The 18576-nt window shown below is 53.4% G+C and carries 12 protein-coding genes; all 12 read right to left on the bottom strand.

Features of this window, described 5'->3' with window-relative positions:
• Positions 1-95: 95 nt before the first annotated feature.
• The 12 genes from parE to NSU18_RS31825 all read right to left on the bottom strand — a co-directional run bounded on the left by parE (position 96) and on the right by NSU18_RS31825 (position 18439).
• Positions 96-2078 (bottom strand): DNA topoisomerase IV subunit B, encoded by a 1983-nt coding sequence (gene parE, locus NSU18_RS31880; protein WP_341018436.1) that lies wholly within the window; start codon positions 2076-2078, stop codon positions 96-98.
• 73 nt (positions 2079-2151) lie between these two features.
• On the bottom strand, positions 2152-3141 hold the full coding sequence (locus NSU18_RS31875) for an ABC transporter permease (RefSeq protein ID WP_341150949.1): 990 nt from the start codon (positions 3139-3141) through the stop codon (positions 2152-2154).
• Positions 3134-4117, bottom strand: a complete 984-nt coding sequence (locus tag NSU18_RS31870) for an ABC transporter ATP-binding protein (RefSeq protein ID WP_341018434.1) — start codon at positions 4115-4117, stop codon at positions 3134-3136. The genes NSU18_RS31875 and NSU18_RS31870 overlap by 8 nt, the downstream gene beginning before the upstream one ends.
• Positions 4118-4165: 48 nt before the next feature.
• Entirely contained in the window at positions 4166-5086 is a 921-nt protein-coding gene (locus tag NSU18_RS31865; protein WP_341150948.1) for a GDSL-type esterase/lipase family protein, read from the bottom strand.
• 526 nt (positions 5087-5612) lie between these two features.
• On the bottom strand, positions 5613-6392 hold the full coding sequence (locus tag NSU18_RS31860; RefSeq protein ID WP_341018431.1) for a CAP domain-containing protein: 780 nt from the start codon (positions 6390-6392) through the stop codon (positions 5613-5615).
• Positions 6393-6723: 331 nt separating this feature from the next.
• Positions 6724-8685 (bottom strand): WG repeat-containing protein, encoded by a 1962-nt coding sequence (locus NSU18_RS31855; protein ID WP_341018430.1) that lies wholly within the window; start codon positions 8683-8685, stop codon positions 6724-6726.
• A gap of 1254 nt (positions 8686-9939) precedes the next feature.
• Complete coding sequence (gene mglC, locus NSU18_RS31850) at positions 9940-10947, bottom strand: galactose/methyl galactoside ABC transporter permease MglC (protein ID WP_341018429.1); 1008 nt, start codon at positions 10945-10947, stop codon at positions 9940-9942.
• Between the two features lie 109 nt (positions 10948-11056).
• The gene (locus NSU18_RS31845; protein WP_341018428.1) at positions 11057-12568 is read right to left on the bottom strand and encodes a sugar ABC transporter ATP-binding protein; all 1512 of its coding nucleotides are present in this window, start codon (positions 12566-12568) and stop codon (positions 11057-11059) included.
• Between the two features lie 161 nt (positions 12569-12729).
• Complete coding sequence (locus tag NSU18_RS31840; protein ID WP_341150947.1) at positions 12730-13800, bottom strand: galactose ABC transporter substrate-binding protein; 1071 nt, start codon at positions 13798-13800, stop codon at positions 12730-12732.
• A 141-nt stretch (positions 13801-13941) separates the two neighbouring features.
• Complete coding sequence (locus tag NSU18_RS31835) at positions 13942-14964, bottom strand: substrate-binding domain-containing protein (RefSeq protein WP_341018427.1); 1023 nt, start codon at positions 14962-14964, stop codon at positions 13942-13944.
• Complete coding sequence (locus NSU18_RS31830; RefSeq protein ID WP_341018426.1) at positions 14961-16787, bottom strand: sensor histidine kinase; 1827 nt, start codon at positions 16785-16787, stop codon at positions 14961-14963. Before NSU18_RS31830 ends, NSU18_RS31835 begins: the two co-directional genes overlap by 4 nt.
• Positions 16788-16789: 2 nt before the next feature.
• On the bottom strand, positions 16790-18439 hold the full coding sequence (locus NSU18_RS31825; RefSeq protein WP_341018424.1) for a response regulator: 1650 nt from the start codon (positions 18437-18439) through the stop codon (positions 16790-16792).
• Between the last annotated feature and the right edge of the window lie 137 nt (positions 18440-18576).

Raw genomic sequence — 18576 nt, 5'->3', positions numbered from 1 at the left:
TACCGTGAGTAACCCAACCGCTTCGCTTATACAGATCATCAAAAAATTAAAAACAGCGGAAGTAATCGTCACTTCCCATTACACTTGCTCTACTTCTACTCCACAATCTCTGTGAAGTCGACGTTCTCGACAATCCAGCGCTTACGCGGATCGACTTTATCGCCCATCAGGGTGGAAACGCGGCGTTCCGCCTTGGCGGCATCCTCAATCTGCACCTGAAGCAGCGTACGCGAATCGGGATTCATCGTAGTCTCCCACAGCTGGTCCGGATTCATCTCACCCAGTCCCTTGTACCGCTGCAGCTCGAAATTCTTCCCGAATTCCTTCAGATAATTCTGCAACTCCTCATCGCTCCAGGCATAACGGACCGTCTCCAGCTTGCCCGATTTGCGTGTCAGCTTATACAGCGGCGGCTGGGCGATATAGACCTTGCCGGCATCGATCAGAGGCTTCATGTAGCGGTAGAAGAAGGTCAGCAGCAGCACCTGGATATGCGCACCGTCCGTATCGGCATCGGTCATAATGATGATTTTGGAATAATTGCTGTCCTCCACGGCAAAATCAGGCCCGATTCCCGCACCGATTGCCGAAATGATCGCCTTGTATTCGTCATTCTTCAGGATATCCAGCAGCTTGGCCTTCTCGGGGTTCATCGGCTTGCCCTTCAGCGGCAGGATGGCCTGAATCTTGGAATCCCGCCCCTGCTTCGCGGAGCCACCGGCCGAATCGCCCTCTACGATGAAGATCTCGGTACGTGTAACATCCTTGGACTGTGCAGGCGACAGCTTGCCGCCCAGATTCGAGCTCTCACTGCGCTTCTTGCCGCTGCGGATCTCATCCCGGGCTTTGCGGGCCGCTTCACGGGCCTTGGAGGCCTGAATCGACTTCTTCAGCAGGCTCTGTGCGACCTGAGGGTTCTCTTCCAGGAACCGCGCCATCCGCTCGGAGACAATGAAGTCCACCGCGCTGCGGGCAGATGCGCTTCCGAGCTGATCCTTCGTCTGTCCGACAAATTCCACATCCGACATCTTGATGCTGATGACCGCCATCATGCCCTCACGCAGATCGTTTCCTTCCAGATTCTTGTCCTTCTCCTTAAGCAGCTGCGTCCGGCGGGCATAATCATTCAGCACACGGGTATAGGCTGTCTTGAAGCCTGTCTCGTGTGTTCCCCCGCTGCGGGTAGGAATGGAGTTGACAAAAGAAGCGATCGTCTCCGTATACCCCGCATTATACTGCAGCGCGATTTCCACCTCGATCTCGTCCTTCTCGGAGCTGAAATGGATCACATCGTGCAGGACGTCCTTGCCTTCGTTCAGGAATTGCACGAACTGGCTGGCGCCGCCTTCGTAGAAGAATTCATCCTGGCGTCCACTGCGCTCATCGGTCAGGACGATCCGCAGGCCGGAATTCAGGAAAGCAATCTCCTGGACCCGCTCTGCCAGCGTATCATAATTGAGCGAAATGCCTGCGGAGAAGACGCGAATATCCGGCTTGAAGGTAATCTTCGAACCGGTTTTATTCGTATTTCCCAGTATCTCAAGACCGGTTACAGGCTCACCGACATGCTCTTTACCGTTCTTGTCGATCCAGTATTCAAAGCGCTGGCGGTGGATTTTACCTTCCCGGTAGATCTCAACTTCCAGCCACTCGGACAACGCATTGGTTACCGAAGCACCGACACCGTGCAGGCCGCCCGATTTCTTGTAGCCGGAGCCGCCGAATTTGCCGCCTGCGTGCAGAATAGTGAATACCACCTGCGGCGTTGGGACTCCAGTCTTGTGCATTCCGGTTGGTATTCCGCGTCCGTTGTCAATTACGGTCACCGATCCGTCTTTACGGAGGGTGATATCAATCTTCGAGCAAAACTTCGCCAAATGCTCATCTACGGCATTATCTACTATTTCCCATACTAAATGGTGCAGACCCGAGGAACTCGTACTGCCAATATACATGCCGGGCCGTTTGCGGACCGCAACCAGACCTTCGAGCACCTGAATGTCGTCAGCATCGTATCCAGTCCGGCCTGCTTCGCCGTTCTTAGAGACTTTTGCAAACATATCGATCTGTTCGAGCATTCATGCTCCTCCTTCACTTGTCTTCCTGTCTCTCTAAAAATGCAAACAAACGTTTTCGTTCACTTTGTACATTCTAATTCAAAATATCCCGTTTCGTAAAGACGGCGAATGAAATGATTACGGCCGCAAGCCCCCAAACGCCCAGAACCGCCATCGAAAAGCCCAGCGTCATGCCCTCAATCGGCGCGGGAGTGCCCGCTAAATAAGTCGTCAGCTCCATGTTGACCATAAATAAATATTTGGCCGCCGTCCAGGCTGAAGCCATGTTGGTCAGAATCGTTCCGGCAATCAGCGCCGCCATCATCACTACAATGCTCGCAGCCGTGCTGCGGACCAGCACCGACACCATGAAGGCCAGCAGGGCCACCACGATGCTGACATACCAGATCAGCCCGCCCTGCATCAGCAGATACTTCCACTGCTCCACGGCATGAACCTTAGACATATCTACAGTGTCACCGTTTAGCTGAAAGCCTGTGAACACCGGAACGTTGAACCCCTTATAGCCAAAAGCCAGCCCCGAGACCAGATAACTGATTACGAATACAGACAGGACGATCAGCGAGACGAACATCAGCAGCGCTGCCATTTTGCTGAACAACACCTTCCAGCGCCTTACAGGGCGGGTCAGCAGCATTTTGATCGTGCCTGTCGTCCGCTCCCCGGAGACCAGGTCGGAGGCAACCGCCATGATCAGCAGCGGAATGAAGAGGGAGACGGAATTATTGACAAACTCCCGGGTGAACGTTACTCCGCTCGGCTCCTTCGGATTCACATCATGATCCAGATAATACTGCAATTGCTGGAGAAAAATCCGCCGGTACGACTTCCATTCCTCCGGAATCCGGTCGCTGCCGAGCGAGTTCTGATTGTCGGTAATCTGCTGCTGGATCTCCAGTCTCCAGTCAGAGTTAAATTTGTCACGGCTACGCTCGGCTATGCGCATTTGCGCATAGGTAAACATTGGAACCAGCACGAGCAGGATCAGCAGGATGATATAGAAACGTTTCTTTTTAATAATCTTCAGGCACTCATTTCGGATGAGCGGCAGCAGGTTAATCAATGGCTTCACCCTCCGTTAGCTTCAAGAATAGCTGTTCCAGTGTAGGGTTGATTTTATGCACAGCCCGGACTTCCACCTCTTGTGCAACCAGCACGGCGACAATCTCCGGGATCAGCTCCTCATCCATTGCCGTAACCAGGGAATTAATGCCCATGCCTGCGATGACCGAGTCATCCAGGGTAACCTCGTCCAGATGAAGCAGCGCGATATCCGGCCGCCCGGCCATGATGTCTCTTGCCCGCTGAAGCGGCTCCAGCTCCCACAGGACATACGGTGAGTTACGGGCAACCAGTTCGTCTACAGCGCCTACAGCGAGTACGCGGCCTTTGCTGATTATGGCTACGCGGTCGCACAGCAGCTGGATTTCGCTCAGCAGATGACTGGACACAAAAACCGCCAGCCCTTCGTCTGCCAGCTTGCGGATGAATTCACGCAGTTCCTTGATCCCCTTCGGGTCCAGGCCGTTGGTCGGCTCATCGAGAATCAGCAGCCGGGGCCGGCCGAGAAGGGCTTGGGCAATACCGAGCCGCTGGCGCATCCCGAGTGAATACGTGCTGACTTTATCTTGAATGCGCTGATCGAGCCGCACGATCTCAACAACCTCGGCAATCCGCTGCGCGTCTACTCCGGGCTGCATACGGGCAAAGTGCTGCAGGTTCTCCCAACCGGTCAGATACGTGTAGACCTCGGGATTCTCGACGATGGAACCGACGTATTGCAGCGCTTTTTCCGGATTCCGGTTCACATTGAAGCCGCAGACGGTAATCGTCCCTTCGCTCGGGCGGATCAGGTCCACCAGCATGCGGATGGTTGTGGTTTTGCCGGCTCCATTCGGACCGAGAAAGCCGAAGATCTCGCCTTTTTTCACATCAAACGTAACATCATCTATAATCCACTTGCGGCCGATTTTTTTGCGGACTCCCCGGGCGGACAGGACGACTTCTTCCCCTGGTGTCTCATGAATAGTTCTCGCCATCATATACAGCTCCTTGCCACAGTCATTTCTGTTCCAAAAATCCTCTGATCAACGAACGGCTTGTACAATCCGCTCGCTCATCCGCTGATAACCGTCCCCGTTCGGGTGAAAATGATCGCTCGACAGGTATTTCGCCAGATGGCGGTCAAACAGGTCAAAGGTCGGGACCAGCGTCATGTTCTGATGTCTGTTGATGATATCCATCGCCGCATTATTCCAAGCCGTCACCGCCTGATTACCGGGAATTAGCAGCCCCTCAATATCTCCGAAGGGATTATAAAGTCCGATGTAATAGACCTGGGCCTGCGGATTCACTTCTGCAACGGTATCCAGTATGCTTCCCAGCCGTTTAGCAGCCCCTGGCAGAGCAGAGAGGAGCGATTCCGGAGTCAGATCCCCAGCAGATGCGGTTGGAACCGGCGCCACGCCTTCTACTTTGTTATTCGCAGGGACTTCTGTGCTCTGAGGTGCCGCCTGCTCCGAAGGCTTCGCTGAAGCGGCTGCTTGTCCGCTGCTCCCGCCTGTTCCCATAATATCCGAGCCCCGGAACAGATCGTTCCCGCCGATGGAGATCAGGATCACATTCGCCTGACGCAGCGCGTACTGCACCCCTTCCTCCTGAAGCTTGCTCTGCAAGGCAGCTGTAGTCAGGCCGTTAATGCCCATATTGCCCAGCAGCTCTGCCTTTCCTCCATTGGCCGACAAGGCATCGACGGTCCGCTTAACAAACCCCTGCCCGGAGTTGTCGCCGGTCCCTTTGGCCAGAGAATCGCCAAGCGCCAGGATCTTGTATTCATCACTTGCCGCGGCTGTCGGTGCCGCCGTCTCCTGCGGAAGGGAGGAGAGGAATTGCTCCCCCTTCGGGTTCATAATATCGCCTACTGCATACACAAATCCTGTAATCAAAAGTAAAGTTGCCAGGATGGACACCAGGCTCACTGTCCTCCAGGTCCATTTGGAATCATTCAAAGCTATCCCTCCATCTGCCGTACTCTTCTGCTTAGCCCATCATTCACAGCATTATTAACTATGTAGATAAACATAATTCTTCTTTGGAGAATTTGCAAACGGAAAGGGTTTGTTTAGGTGAGGGGCGCGGCTGCGGTGATTTTGGACTTACGGCCGCTGTTGTCTTTGGATTTCCTGATTCAAACCGCTACTCGCGGTAGAAATCCAAAGACAAAGGCGGACGCTACCGCTCCTACAGTTCCAAAATCCCCTCCGCCGCTTCACACCTAAACGGTGAAAGCAGCAAAGGCGGCACGATAGCGCTGCGCTGATCGTGCAAAGACCGCGTACTGCGGCAAGATAGCGCTGCGCTGATCGTGCAAGAACGCGTACTGCGTGCGGCACGATGGCGCTACGCTGATCCTGCAGGAGCAATATTACTTTTAGCTACTTTGGCTGAACTTCATTCGCAGCATAAGATTCGTCCTTTGTGCTAAAAACATAAAAACGCCCCCCGGCAATGCCGGAGGGCGGAGTTAATGTTACTTTACTTACCGATGAATTCCTGGACCCAGTAGTTATTATCGAAGCCAACGCCGATGTAGTTGAAATTGGCGCTCAGGATGTTAGCCTTATGACCCGGGCTGTTCATCCATGCGGTCATGACTTCCTGAGGAGTCTTCTGGCCCATAGCGATATTCTCGCCAGCCGCCTTATACGTAATGCCGAAGGCCGACATCATATCGAAAGGTGATCCGTAGGTCGGAGAAGTGTGTGAGAAATAGTTGTTCGAACGCATATCCGTAGCCTTCGCCGCAGCCACTTTGTTCAGGCTGTCCAGTGCAGAGACAGGGGCTAGTCCAGCTGCAGCGCGCTCTTTATTCACCAGTGCAACTACTTGCTGTGTGTAGCTGGAGGCGTTGTTACCAACCGCAGGCACTGCAGATGGAGCCGGGGTTGCCACAGGTTTTGCAGTGGCAACGGGTGCCGGTGCTGGCTTAGCAGTGGCTACCGGTGCAGCCGTAGCCACTGGTGCTGCTGTAGCAACCGGCTTAGCTGATGCTACAGGCTGTGCTGCCGGGGCAGCTGCAGCTGGCGTTGTGTATACAAAGGTTTTAGTGACAGTGTACGTATTGCCACCAAGTACGAAAGTCTTCGAATTGTTCTGTGTGAAATATTCCATGAGCTGTGCGAAATTCATATCTGATCCGGTTGCCGCTGGGGCTCCGGCTGCTGCTGCGTTTGCTTGTAATGGAAGAGAAATGCCAAGCGCCATAACAGCGGCTACGCTTCCACCTATCATTCTTCTCAAAGTCTTGCTTTTCATTCTGCCATCTCCTTAATCTTCGTTGTGGTCTATCGTGCTGCCAGGGGTGCCCATCTACAAATGTTACAAAGTTGTAATTTGTTCCTACGTCATTGTAACATAAAACTATCAGCTGTGCGCTTCTAAATTCTGTAATTTTTGTAGATTGAGAGGCTTGTCCCCTCCAGCAGCGGCACAAGAAACAGCATTGCCGTCCTTTTCAGGACGGCTGTGTCTATACTATATATCGGCGCTTCTATAGAGATTGAACATAGAAAATGGCCAAACATTCTCTGGAGTCACGCCCACCCCTATAAGAAAACTTCAAAGTACAATCGATATAATATTTACTTTAATGAAAAGACTGCCAGAACTCCCCTTCGGTCGAAATCAGGCCCATAATCTCTGCATAGGGAATGCGGAAGGTTGGAAATCCTGCTGAATAAGGAGCAATCTCATAAGGGGCAAAATACAGGTAAAGCGCCTGCGCATCCACATAAAAGGGCTGATCCGCTGTAATGCCTTTATACGTGTCAGGGAAAACATAGGAATACTGCGGATCATTCTTAATCTGCTTGCCGACGATGTCACTGAGCTTCTGCACATATTTGCTGCCGGGCTTGAACAGATCACTGAGCGTGTAGAATTTACCGGTGCGCAGGTTGATATGCTCATAGATCCGGGTAGGCATGCCGTGCGCAGCGCCGAACGGAAAATGATAACCGCTAAGCTCAAGCACCAGCAGATTCTTACGGAAGAAGGAGACGGCGAAATCCCCCGTATAGCTGAAATCCTGTGTGCCTCCTCCCGTCCCCGCCCCGTATGGGAGCGACAGAATGCGCAGCTTGTCATTTACCGCCTTCGAGACCTCGGCAACCGCAATCCCTTCCACGACCGGATAATAGACCAGATAGTCCCGGTTCGGCTTGTATTTCTTCTCCAGCACAGAGTATGGCGGTCTGAGCGGAATGACTCCGTTTTGCCGCCAGACCTGCTTGCCTTTACGGTCATAATAGGAGGTGCGCAGATCAATATCCGCGCGGATCAGGCTGCCGCTGAAGGACAGTGATCCAGAGCCTGCGATGACCGGAGGCTGGGCAGCCTTTTTCCCGCTGGTGTCAATAAAATACGTATCCTTGGCATCATACACCGACGCGAGTCCCTGCTGATAATTGTTCACGCCCAGCAGCGGGTGGGTGCTGAGAATTCGTCCGGTCAGCGCATCAGCTATGACGTAGCTGGAGCCTCTATAGGGCTGATCCGCATACAGCGGGGTTCCCAGCGCCACACGGTTCTCTCCCAGCTGCTGCACCTCATAATAGACGGCGGGAATAATCATTTTACCCTGCTTGTCGATCAGACCGTAGGCGTTGCCATAATCCGCAGCTGTGTTAATCACCGCACGGCCCTCTGAGAACGGAAGTGCTGCCGTATACTGTGGCTGGATAGCAATCGTGCCGTCCGTGTGGAGATAACCGTATTTTCCATCCTCCGTTGCCTGAAAGGCCAGCAGCCCATCCCCCGGATACCCGACAAAAGGATGTTTGTACGTATGCAGCACCGCGCCATGAACATCAATCAGCGCATATTCCCCTTCGGCTATTTTGACCAGTGCAGTCCCGTTCGAGAAATCCCCGGCATCCAAATAGACGGCTGGCAGCACCTCTTTGCCCTGGGCATCCAGGTAACCATACAGCGAGTTCCCCCCGGTAGTATTCTGCTTGGAGAACAGCGCACGGCCTTCGTGCAGCGAATTCAGATAGTCATAGCGCGCGGACGTCACTTCTTTGCCTTTTTCATCAATAAAAGTGTAGCCCTTCGCATCCGATACCACGGCCCGCCCCTCGGAAAAAGGACCAATGAAAGAATAGACCGGTTTGACCCGCTCCCGCCCGGAGCTGTCAATCAGCCCGCTAACATCCCCCCGCTGCACCACCGCCAGGCCATTCTCCTGAAACTCCTCCGCATAATCATATCTCGGCTCTATCACAATCCGGCCGTCGTTGTTGATATATCCCCACAGCGTCCCGTCCTTGAGTTTAAAAGGAGCCGGATGCAGCAGCTCCGCCCGCAGGCCTATGCCGTCCTCCGGGAACACAATGAGCGCCTCCAGCGGCTTTTTGGAATAGTCTACGCGGTATAAGCCCGCCTCTGCCGGGATCGTCACGAACAGGTCTTCTTCCGCCCGGATGAAATCCTCCTCCTGCTGCGGAATACACTCATTCCAGCCGATGCCGTCCCACCGCCATACCTCTGTGTGAATCAGACCGTTGTCATTCCCTTTTCCCAGCTCGTTCAGCTTAATCCTCAGCATGCTGTCGTTCTCCTTTACAAAGGCTTTTGCCTATAGGATATGAATGTGAGGGGGAAAGGGTGTGTCTGTGCTTAGGAACGGCGGCTGAAGTTGAGGACTGGAGGCGTTTAGGGATTAAAAATTATAAAGGCGATGTCGTAACTGCGGTGAGTTTTGGACTTCCGGCCGCTGCCCAGTTTGGATTTCCTGATTCGGACCGCTGCTCGCGGTAGAAATCCAAACCAAGCCTATGCTTTCGAAGCGAGCTTTCCTGCGGAAAGCTTTCAGGCGGACGCTCCCGCTCCTCCAGTTCCAAAATCCCCTCCGTTACTGCTGCCTTTCTGTTGGTAACCTTAAGGGCAACACAAACACACCCTTTCGGAGGGTGTGTACCGGAGATACAAGGGCTGCTTCGCCTGCCCTTGAAGAATGAGAATAACCCTTCTGCTGGGCGGGCAAAAGTTTATTTAAAATCTATAAAAGAAAAACATAAAACTCTATTCAGCGGACTGGATAAATACGTCCGCAAATAACCGTGCTAAATCTGTCTGTTGCCTATTATCTGATGGTAACTGCTTACCACCTGCTCTCTGCCACTAACTGCTAATTGCTGCCTACCGCCTGCTGAACTACTTACCTACGCTGTCAGTTACCTAATTGCAAGCTGCTTGACTCCTGCTGCCTGCTGCTTCCCTTCTACCACCTCGGGAACAGAATAAAAACTATTAATTAGTAACGGGTAGCTGCGAAATCCTGCCTAAAATGCAACATTCGGCTACCGGCACTGACTTTAAACTAACATTGTTGTATTAAATGCAGCATTTTACCGCCCACAAGCCAATTAGAAGAGAAAATGTTGTAATTCGTGCAACATTCACCCTGAGTTACCCTGTTCCAGCTCGTCGGAGTTGCATTTATTGCAACAAACCATGATCACCTGTCCGAGTAGCGGAGGGAATTCGAGAACTGGAAGAGCAATAGAGCCCAAAAGTCCCCAAATTCATAGCAGGTGCAGGTACTCACATCATTTGGAGCAACGCTGCGACAAATCCGGGGCAGCCAAAAAACGTTTGCGGGATACCGCAAACGCTCTTTGGCTGCCTACCCCACCCTTGGTGAGGTGATAGGAGTACCGGAGGGGATTTTGGAACTGTAGGAGCGATAGCGTCCGCCTTTGTCTCCGAATTTTAACCATATAACGGTTCATTCAATAAATTTGGAGACAACAGCGGCCGGAAGTCCAAAATCCCCGCAGGTACGGCTAATCACCGAACCTTATTTCTTCGATGAATATTTCCGCATATCAAACGACACCGCAGCGATAATGATCAAGCCTTTGATAATCAGCTGGTAGTACGGGCTAATTCCGATGAAGGTCAGGCCGTAGTTGATCAGGGTGAAGATAATCACGCCGACCAGGACGCCTGGAACGGTACCGATTCCGCCTGTGGTGGATACGCCGCCGACGACGCAGGCTGCGATGGCATCAAGCTCGTACATGTTCCCGTAGTTATTGGTGGCACCGCCGGTTCTTGCCGCTTCAAGCACACCGGCCAGACCGTACAGGGCACCAGCGATGGCGTAGATGTAGATCAGGTTCTTGGAGACATTGATCCCGGATACCTTGGCTGCCTGCATGTTGCCGCCGATGGCGTACATGTTTTTGCCCAGCTTGGTTTTGTTGAACAGCACCCAGACGATCGCCGCGATTCCGAGGGCTATGAGTACGATGTAAGGAATGGAATATTGGCCGCTGCCGATGAAACCGGAGCCGATGTTGGTGAAGTCCTGGCGCAGACCGCCGATGGGCTGGGATTGGTTAGGGTCCATATCGAAGTACAGGGAGTTCAGGCCATATACAATCAGCATCGTGCCCAGGGTGGCAATAAACGGCGGAACGTTCAGCTTGGAGACGATAATTCCGTTGACGAGACCGCAGAGCAGACCGGCCACAATGGCGATCAGAATCGGCAGCCAGACCTGCACCTGCGGCAGATCAGGGAAGAAGCGGCGGGAGTAATCGGGTATCTGCAGCATGGAAGCTGAGATCACCGCTGTGAAGCCGACCACCCGGCCTGCCGACAAGTCGGTCCCGGCGGTGATCAGGATAAAGGCTACCCCGAGCGCAATAATAACGCGTGTGGAGGACTGGATCAGTACATCCCGCAAGGTGTTAATGGACATGAAGCTTGGCTCGTATATGATAATCCCCATAATCAGCAGGACCAGCACGATGTAGATTGCGTTTTGAGTCACGAAGGACTGCGCTCTTTTAATAGTCATAATTGTGTTCCTCCTTAATTGTTACGCGAAGTTTAAGCATTCATTGCTAAGCTTCTTCAGCCTTGCAGCTGCCTTATGGTCTTCGCCGTCCTGTGAGTGTAGCTCCTGATTAATGCTGTGCGGCGAGACGCATCACTTCGGTTTCCGTAGCCTGCGCACCTTCTAATATTCCTGTCAGCCGTCCTTCGGACATCACCATAACACGGTCGGACATCCCCAGCAGCTCGGGCATCTCCGAGGAGATCATAATGATGCTCTTCCCCTGCTTCGCCAGGTCGGCAATGATCGTATAGATCTCGAACTTCGCACCGACGTCAATCCCGCGTGTCGGCTCATCGAGCAACAGCACCTCAGGCTCAGTAAGCAGCCATCTGGCCAGCAGCACCTTCTGCTGATTCCCGCCGGAGAGATTCATAATCTGCGTTTTGGTCGTTGGCGTTTTGGTGCGCAGCTTTTCAATCATTTTATCCACTTCAACCTTCTTCTTGCGGCCGTTCAGCAGCAGATAAGGCGTCTTGTAGCGGTCCAGGTTGGCGATAGCTCCATTCTCATGCACAGACAGCACAGGGAAAATCCCCGTCACGCGGCGCTCCTCAGTCAACAGGGCCAGTCCGTGTTTTTTGGCATCCTGCGGAGAGTTGATCTTCACATTCTTGCCGTCAAGCGAGATGGAGCCGGATTTCACCGCGCGCAGTCCGAACAGCGCCTCAATAACCTCGGTTCGCTGTGCGCCGACCAGACCGCCGACACCCAGAATCTCCCCGCGTCTTAACTCGAAGGAGACATCCTTGAAGGATCTGGGCTCGGGTGAGGTCAGGCCTTCCACCTTCATGAACACCTTGCCTGGAACATTGGTGCGCTCCGGGAAACGGTTCGTCAGATCGCGTCCGACCATCTTGGAGATAATCAGGTCCGTGGTCAGCTCGGCCGAAGGCCAGGTGCCGATCTTTTTACCATCACGCATAATCGTCACTTCATCGGAGATTTCCAGGATTTCTTCCATTTTGTGAGAGATATAGATAATAGCTACGCCTCTTTTTTGCAGGTCCCGGATGATCCGGAACAGATGCTCCACTTCCACACTCGTTAAGGACGAGGTTGGCTCATCCATGACAATAACACGGGAGTGAAAAGAGACCGCCTTCGCGATTTCGATGGATTGGATCTTGGATACAGATAGCTTGCCCACCAGCGTTTCGGGATTCAGGTCGATATCCAGATCTTTGAACAGGTTTTCTGTGTCGGTAAACATTTTTTTGTGGTCAATGAACTGAAGCGGCCCGATACCCTTGGTTGGAAAACGTCCCAGCCAGATGTTCTCCATCACGCTGCGGAAAGGTACAGGGTGCAGCTCCTGATGGATCATCGAGATGCCGTGCTTCAGTGCTTCGCTCGAACTTGAAATGGAGGCCTTCTGGCCATCCAGAAAGATCTCACCGGCATCCGGTGAATAGATTCCAAAGAGACATTTCATCAGTGTGGACTTACCTGCCCCGTTCTCGCCCATAAGTGCATGAACCGAGCCCGGACGAACCTTAATGCTGACTCCATCCAGCGCCTTCACGCCGGGAAATTCTTTGGTAATGCCGTTCATTTCCAGCAAAAATTCCGTATTTGCCATGTTGTTACGCCCCCTACGCTTTTTGTCTTTTTCCATGAGAGGCACAGCGGTTCCATCCTGCTCCCTACCCGTAAGGAATTCCGGAGAGCGCGATGCAGCGCCCTCCGGGACTGGTATCTATGTTACGTATCTGTATTTGTAGCCTTGCACCCGGTAATGGATTATTGCGCGTCCGCTACGTTGTCTTTGGTGATCTTTTTGTAGGAGATCCATACAAACTGGTTGTCTGTGATGTCGAAGCCTACGTTCTCTTTGGTCGGCGTTTCGCCTTTGGCCAGCAGAGCGGCCAGGGTGATCGCTGCTTTACCTTGGTTGTTGGCATCGTTCAGTACGGTGCCGAGCATCGTTCCGTCCTGCAAAGCCTGAACCGCAGGTGCTGTTGCATCCACGCCTACAACCGGCATGTATTTGTCGCCGCTGAAGTAGCCTTGAGCCTTCAGAGCTTCGATGGCGCCGAGTGCCATGTCATCGTTGTTGGCCAGTACGGCTTCAATCTTGTCGCCGTGGGAGCCGAGGAAGGCGGCCATTTTCTCTTGGCCTTTTACACGATCCCACATCGCGGTATCTTCAGCCAGCTTCTCTACCTTGATGCCGGCATCTTCGATTGCCTGGATGGAATACGTGGTGCGCAGCTCGGCATCCTGGTGTCCCGGTTCGCCCTTCAGCATGACATATTGCAGCACGCCGTCGCCGTTCTTGTCCGCTTCAGGGTGTGCCTTCCAGTAGTCCACAATCAGCTGGCCGGACATGGTGCCGGACTCTTCAGCCTTGGCGCCTACATAGTAGACCTTATCCCATTTCTTCATATCTTCCGGCAGCGGCTCGCGGTTCAGGAAAACCACTGGAATGTTCGCTGTCTTGGCCTTGTCAATGATGACGCCGGCAGCAGTACGGTCTACCGGGTTAATCAGCATGCCGTTATATTTCTTGGTGATGAACAGATCCACCTTATCGTTCTGTGTCGGCTGGGAATTCTGGCTGTCTACGATATCTACCGTGGCAATGCCCTTAGCAGCAGCGTCGATGGCGTTGCGGACACCCGTCATGAATGTGTCGTCGAATTTGTAGATCGCTACCCCGACCTTTGGAGTCTCAGCAGAACCGGAATTCTCCGTGTTAGCCGCAGTTCCTGTGTTAGCAGCATCAGCCGCCTTGTTATTGTTGCCGCCGCAGCCTGCGAGAGCCGCACCCAGCAATGCACTGGCAAGTAAAACGGAAGTGATTTTTTTCATGTCTAATTGACCTCCTGAGGATATTTCTTTATTTGGATGATCCCGGTGTGTCCCGGGTACATCCTTATTATGCCCTACGTGAAAACGGTTGCGAATATAAAATCCTACTCATTTTCATGAAAATTCTACTATCAATTTCTGCTATCTTACAAACGGGAACAGCAACTTCTGATTCTCCGGCCACAGCATATTCGCAAGATCTATGAGCTTGGTGCCGGTGTCCACGCGTTCGGGAACATCCATGCCTTCGAGCGCCTCCACAGCATATTTCACTGCCAGATACCCGTTGCTGAACGGATTCTGGATGACGGTCGCCTGCACAGTGCCATCCTGAAGCGATTCCATCATGGAGGGTGAGCTGTCAAAAGCAATCATTTTCACACTATCCCTCTTCAGACTCTGAATCACCCTGGCCGCGCCCTGTGAAGCAATCTCATTCAGGGTGGCAATACCGCGCAGCTGGGGATACTTGTTCAGCATCTCCCGGGTCAGATTCTCGGCGTCGGAGGTGCTGGAGGAGGTGTAGGCGATCGGTACGACCTTAACGTTAGGGAAGCGCGCGGCATAATTCAAAAAACCCTTTTCCCGCTCATCTGCATCCCGCGCACCATAGTCGATACTGCCAGTCTTGCCGGAGTCCGGGGTAAGCGACGAATTGGTGAAATTAATGATTCCGATCTCTCCATAGCCCCCCAGCAGCTCAATCAGCCGCTCAGCGGACTTCTGTCCGGCCTCGTAGCCGTTCGATCCCACGTATGTCCGAACCTTAGCCGAGCCAACCTCCGCATCGACTGAGATCACCGGAATTCTGGAATACGCCGCCTGGTCCACGACCTGCGCCAGTCCCATATAGCTGCTGGCCGCGAGAATAATCACATCCGCCTTCTCCTTAATGGACTCCTCCACCATGACGACCTGTTCCTCAATATCACTCTCCGAATCCGGCGCCTTGAACGTCAGATTGACATTGAATTCCTTCGCCGCAGCCTCTGCCCCGAGCTTCAGGGTGTTCCAATAATCCCCTTTGTTCATCTTGACAATCAGGTGGATATTCCGCGTCTTGCTGGTGCTGATATAAGCTGGCGAGGCATTAAAGCAAGAGGATACAGAGATCCACAGCACTCCGCACAGCAGCACGGTGAGCCATACACGCAGGCTTTTCACAGGTTCGTCTCCTCCTTCTGCTCATCCGTAGCCTCTCCCGCCGGGAGGGCCGGGAACACAATCGTAACAACCGTCCCCTCTTCCAGCTCACTCTCAAAAGCAAGCCCGTACTCCCGCCCGTAATACAGGCCGATCCGTTCGTGCACATTCCGGACGCCGACCCCTGATCCGCTGGTGCTTTTGACGCTTCCGCTTAGAATGCCGTTCACTGTCTCCTTGGACATCCCGAGGCCGTTGTCGCTGACCCTGATGATGATTACCCCGTCCTGAAGCCCGGCGGTGATAGAGATCAGCCCCTCGTCCGGCAGCATTTCAATCCCGTGATAAAGCGCGTTCTCCACGATAGGCTGCAGAATCAGCTTGATCGTCTGGCACTCCAGGACCTCCTCCTGCGCCGTGATCTCATAACGGAATTTATTCTTGAAGCGGAAGCTCTGAATCACCAGGTAATGGCGGATATGATCCAGTTCTTCCTGAATGGTGATAATATTCTTGCCTTTGCTGAGACTGATGCGGAAGAATCTTGAAAGTGACTGGATCATGGTGACGACTTCATCCGTTTTGCCGCGTTCGGCCAGCCGGATAACTGAATTCAGCGTATTGTACAGAAAATGCGGGTTGATCTGCGATTGCAGCACCTCAAGCTCACCCTTACGCTTCGTCTCCTGCTCATAAATGATCTGCTCCATCAGCTGGCGGATACGCTGGAGCATCATGTTGAAGCGCCTCGACAGCTGCTCTACCTCGTAGGCTCCGCTGACGTTAATCGGCGTATTCAGATCGCCCTCCGCCACCTGCTTCACGGTACGCTCCAGCTTGCGGATGGGGCTGGCAATCAGCCAGGACAGGAAGACCGACACTGCAATGACGCAGACGAGCACAACACCAAGAAACCACGCCAGGAACTGATTGAGATCCCGCTTGGTGGTGACAATCTCATCGTAATAGGCTACCCCGACAATCTTCCAGCCGGTCTGCGCCAGTGTGCGTACGGTAATGAACCGCTTCTCCCCGGTCGATTCGTCCAGATAGCTGCGGTAGGCATATTCCAGCACCGGCTCCACATTCTCGTATTTCAGCCCGGCGTAAATGAGCTGCTGCTGCGGGTGGTAGACGATATTCCCGAGTGGATCGAGGATGTAGGCGTAGCCTCTTTTGCCCAGCTTGACCTGCTTGCTGAGCTGATCAATCGTTCTAAAGTTGAAGTCCAGCAGCAGCACACCGGTTCTCAGCTCCCCGTTCTCTCTGTACTGAATCAGCTTGGAGATGGAAACCACCCAGGTATACCTGCCCTTGAACAGATTCTGGATATGCGGGGCAGAATAGGAGATCTCCGAGGTACGCTTGGCTGTAGTGAACCAGCTCTGGCTCTCCAGCCCCGTGTTCATGCGCATCGTCTGCCCCGGCGTCCCAACCACATACTGCCCCTGCGGGGTAAAAACAGCCACTGACACCAGATCCTCGCGGCTGCTCATCAGTGTATCCATCCGTTCATAGAGCAGCGGGGAATCGATGGAGGGCGTAGAGGTAATCTGCTTCTCGGCCGTCGCAAAAATACTGCCCATCCCTTTCACATACAGCTCCAGGTTATAGTTCACCTGTTCAATAATTTGCTGCATGTTGAGATTGGCATTCTCCTCCGCCGTGTTAGCGAACTTGCCGTACAGCATCACACTTACGATCACCGCCACCGCTGCAGTGACCGCCATGAACGTCAGCGTGATAATCAGCTGAATGCTCCGCAGCTTCGAGGACAGGCGCAGCCTGCCGCTCTTGCCGGGCCCCGGCCGCAGCGGGAAGAAATAACCCTTCGGCTTGTTCATGGTTATTCTCCCCGCGCGCTGTTCTTATACTCTTTGGGGGATTGTCCGTATTTCTTGCGGAAGCAGAAGCTGAAATAATTCGGGTCGGCAAAACCAATCCGCTCGGCGATCTCGAACGCCTTCAGCTCGGTGGAACGCAGCAGCTCCTTCGCGGCTTCCAGCCGGATCTGCAAGAGATAGCTGACGAAGGTCATCTTCATTTCTTTTTTGAAAATGCTGCTGAAATAGCCCGTGCTGATATGCAGATGCTGGCATACCCTGCCGATGGACATATCGGATTCTTCATAGTGGCTGCGGATATATTCCTTAGCCTGGTCTATGAGCTGCTTGTAGCTCGACTGGCGCTCCGAAGCAATGGAATCCATCAGCCGGGTACATACGGTAATAATCCACTGCCTGGCTTCTTCCAGGTTGTTGAATTTGTTCATATCGCTTAGCGAGGTCAGGCCGGGTCCGATAAAATCATTCGTTCCGCTCCCGGATTCCTTCGCCACCCGCAGAATGGAGGTGATGATCTCCAGCAGATAAATCTGGTAATCCTGCGCCGAGACCTGCTCCGTATCCAGTCCCCGGAACAGCTCGTCCACGACCTCGCGCAGCTCCTGGACGGTCCCCAGCTTGATCGTACGGATCAGCGACTGCTGAGTCAGTTCATCAAAGTCCAGCATCCGGCTGGAGCGGGACTCCACATCCTCAATCCAGATGACCCGGTTGTTGCCGAGAATCAGCCGGTAATCAAGCGCTTGCAGCGCATCCCCGAAGGAATGGAACAGCATGGACGGTGCCCGGCAGACGGTTCCGGCCCCGGCGGTTACGGTCAGCTTCAGGAAGCGCTGCACATTCTGGCAGATCTCTTCGAGAATGGCGAAGGTTCTGGCGGTGATGTCGCTCTCCTCCGGGCTCTCGCTGACCGAGAGCAGCACAACATCATCCCGGTGGATGAATACCTTGCCGAAGTCATGCTTCTGGCAGATCTCCTCCGCGATGTTCAGCACAGCATAGAGCTGGAGATTACGATCCCCGGTATCCCGCAGAGATACGGGCCGCTGAGCTTGAACAGCGAAAGAACGGTCCGGGCGGATATAATCAATGCTGATCACCGAGGACTGGAAACATTCACCGGTGAGGGGGATGCCGTACTCTGTGCTTTTCTCAGCGATCTCTGCGCAGCGCAATCGGCGGGACACCAGGGTGGAGAGGAACTGCTCGCGCAGAAGCGGCAGGCTCTTGCGGTAATGCTCGCTCAGCACGAACACATTCTCCTTCTCGGCGATCTCGGTCTCGATTGTGGCGCGAACCTTAAGCAGAACGTCAATCAGCTCCCGGGACGAGAAGGGCTTCAGGATATATTCATCAATCTGCAGCTTAATCGCCTTCTGGGCGTATTCGAACTCATCATAGCCGGTTAGAATAATAATCTTCGTATTCGGATGGCGGCTGCGTATCCATTCTGCGAGCTGCAGGCCATTCATAAAAGGCATCTGGATATCGGTAACGACCACATCCGGCAGCAGCCGGTCGATTGCATCCGCCGCTTCCCGCCCGTTCTCGGCCTGCTCAACGACCTCGAAGCCGTACTCTTCCCAGTCAATCTGGGCGATAATGCCTTCTCTTACATCTTCCTCGTCTTCGGCGAGTATTAATTTGTACATGCTTCATCCCTCTTCGGCATAGGATATGGAGGTTCACAGAACTATAATAGCTGATTCAAATAGCCCGATCTACGTTTATAAAGAGAAGGCTGCGGATCAGGGGGCAACTCTAGTGAGTGATAGAGAGTGATAGGAGA

Origin of the sequence: Paenibacillus sp. FSL H8-0048 (genome assembly GCF_038002825.1) — a bacterium.
Lineage (GTDB): Bacteria > Bacillota > Bacilli > Paenibacillales > Paenibacillaceae > Paenibacillus_AQ.
Note: the sequence above shows the minus strand (reverse complement) of the source record. Positions and strands in the feature narration are given on the sequence as shown.

What these genes read in the sequence shown, in the direction of transcription:
- parE (WP_341018436.1), bottom strand. Translation starts at nt 2,078, where the DNA reads ATGCTCGAACAGATCGATATGTTTGCAAAAGTCTCTAAGAACGGCGAA.
- NSU18_RS31870 (WP_341018434.1), bottom strand. Translation starts at nt 4,117, where the DNA reads ATGGCGAGAACTATTCATGAGACACCAGGGGAAGAAGTCGTCCTGTCC.
- NSU18_RS31860 (WP_341018431.1), bottom strand. Translation starts at nt 6,392, where the DNA reads ATGAAAAGCAAGACTTTGAGAAGAATGATAGGTGGAAGCGTAGCCGCT.
- NSU18_RS31855 (WP_341018430.1), bottom strand. Translation starts at nt 8,685, where the DNA reads ATGCTGAGGATTAAGCTGAACGAGCTGGGAAAAGGGAATGACAACGGT.
- mglC (WP_341018429.1), bottom strand. Translation starts at nt 10,947, where the DNA reads ATGACTATTAAAAGAGCGCAGTCCTTCGTGACTCAAAACGCAATCTAC.
- NSU18_RS31845 (WP_341018428.1), bottom strand. Translation starts at nt 12,568, where the DNA reads ATGGCAAATACGGAATTTTTGCTGGAAATGAACGGCATTACCAAAGAA.
- NSU18_RS31840 (WP_341150947.1), bottom strand. Translation starts at nt 13,800, where the DNA reads ATGAAAAAAATCACTTCCGTTTTACTTGCCAGTGCATTGCTGGGTGCG.
- NSU18_RS31830 (WP_341018426.1), bottom strand. Translation starts at nt 16,787, where the DNA reads ATGAACAAGCCGAAGGGTTATTTCTTCCCGCTGCGGCCGGGGCCCGGC.
- NSU18_RS31825 (WP_341018424.1), bottom strand. Translation starts at nt 18,439, where the DNA reads ATGTACAAATTAATACTCGCCGAAGACGAGGAAGATGTAAGAGAAGGC.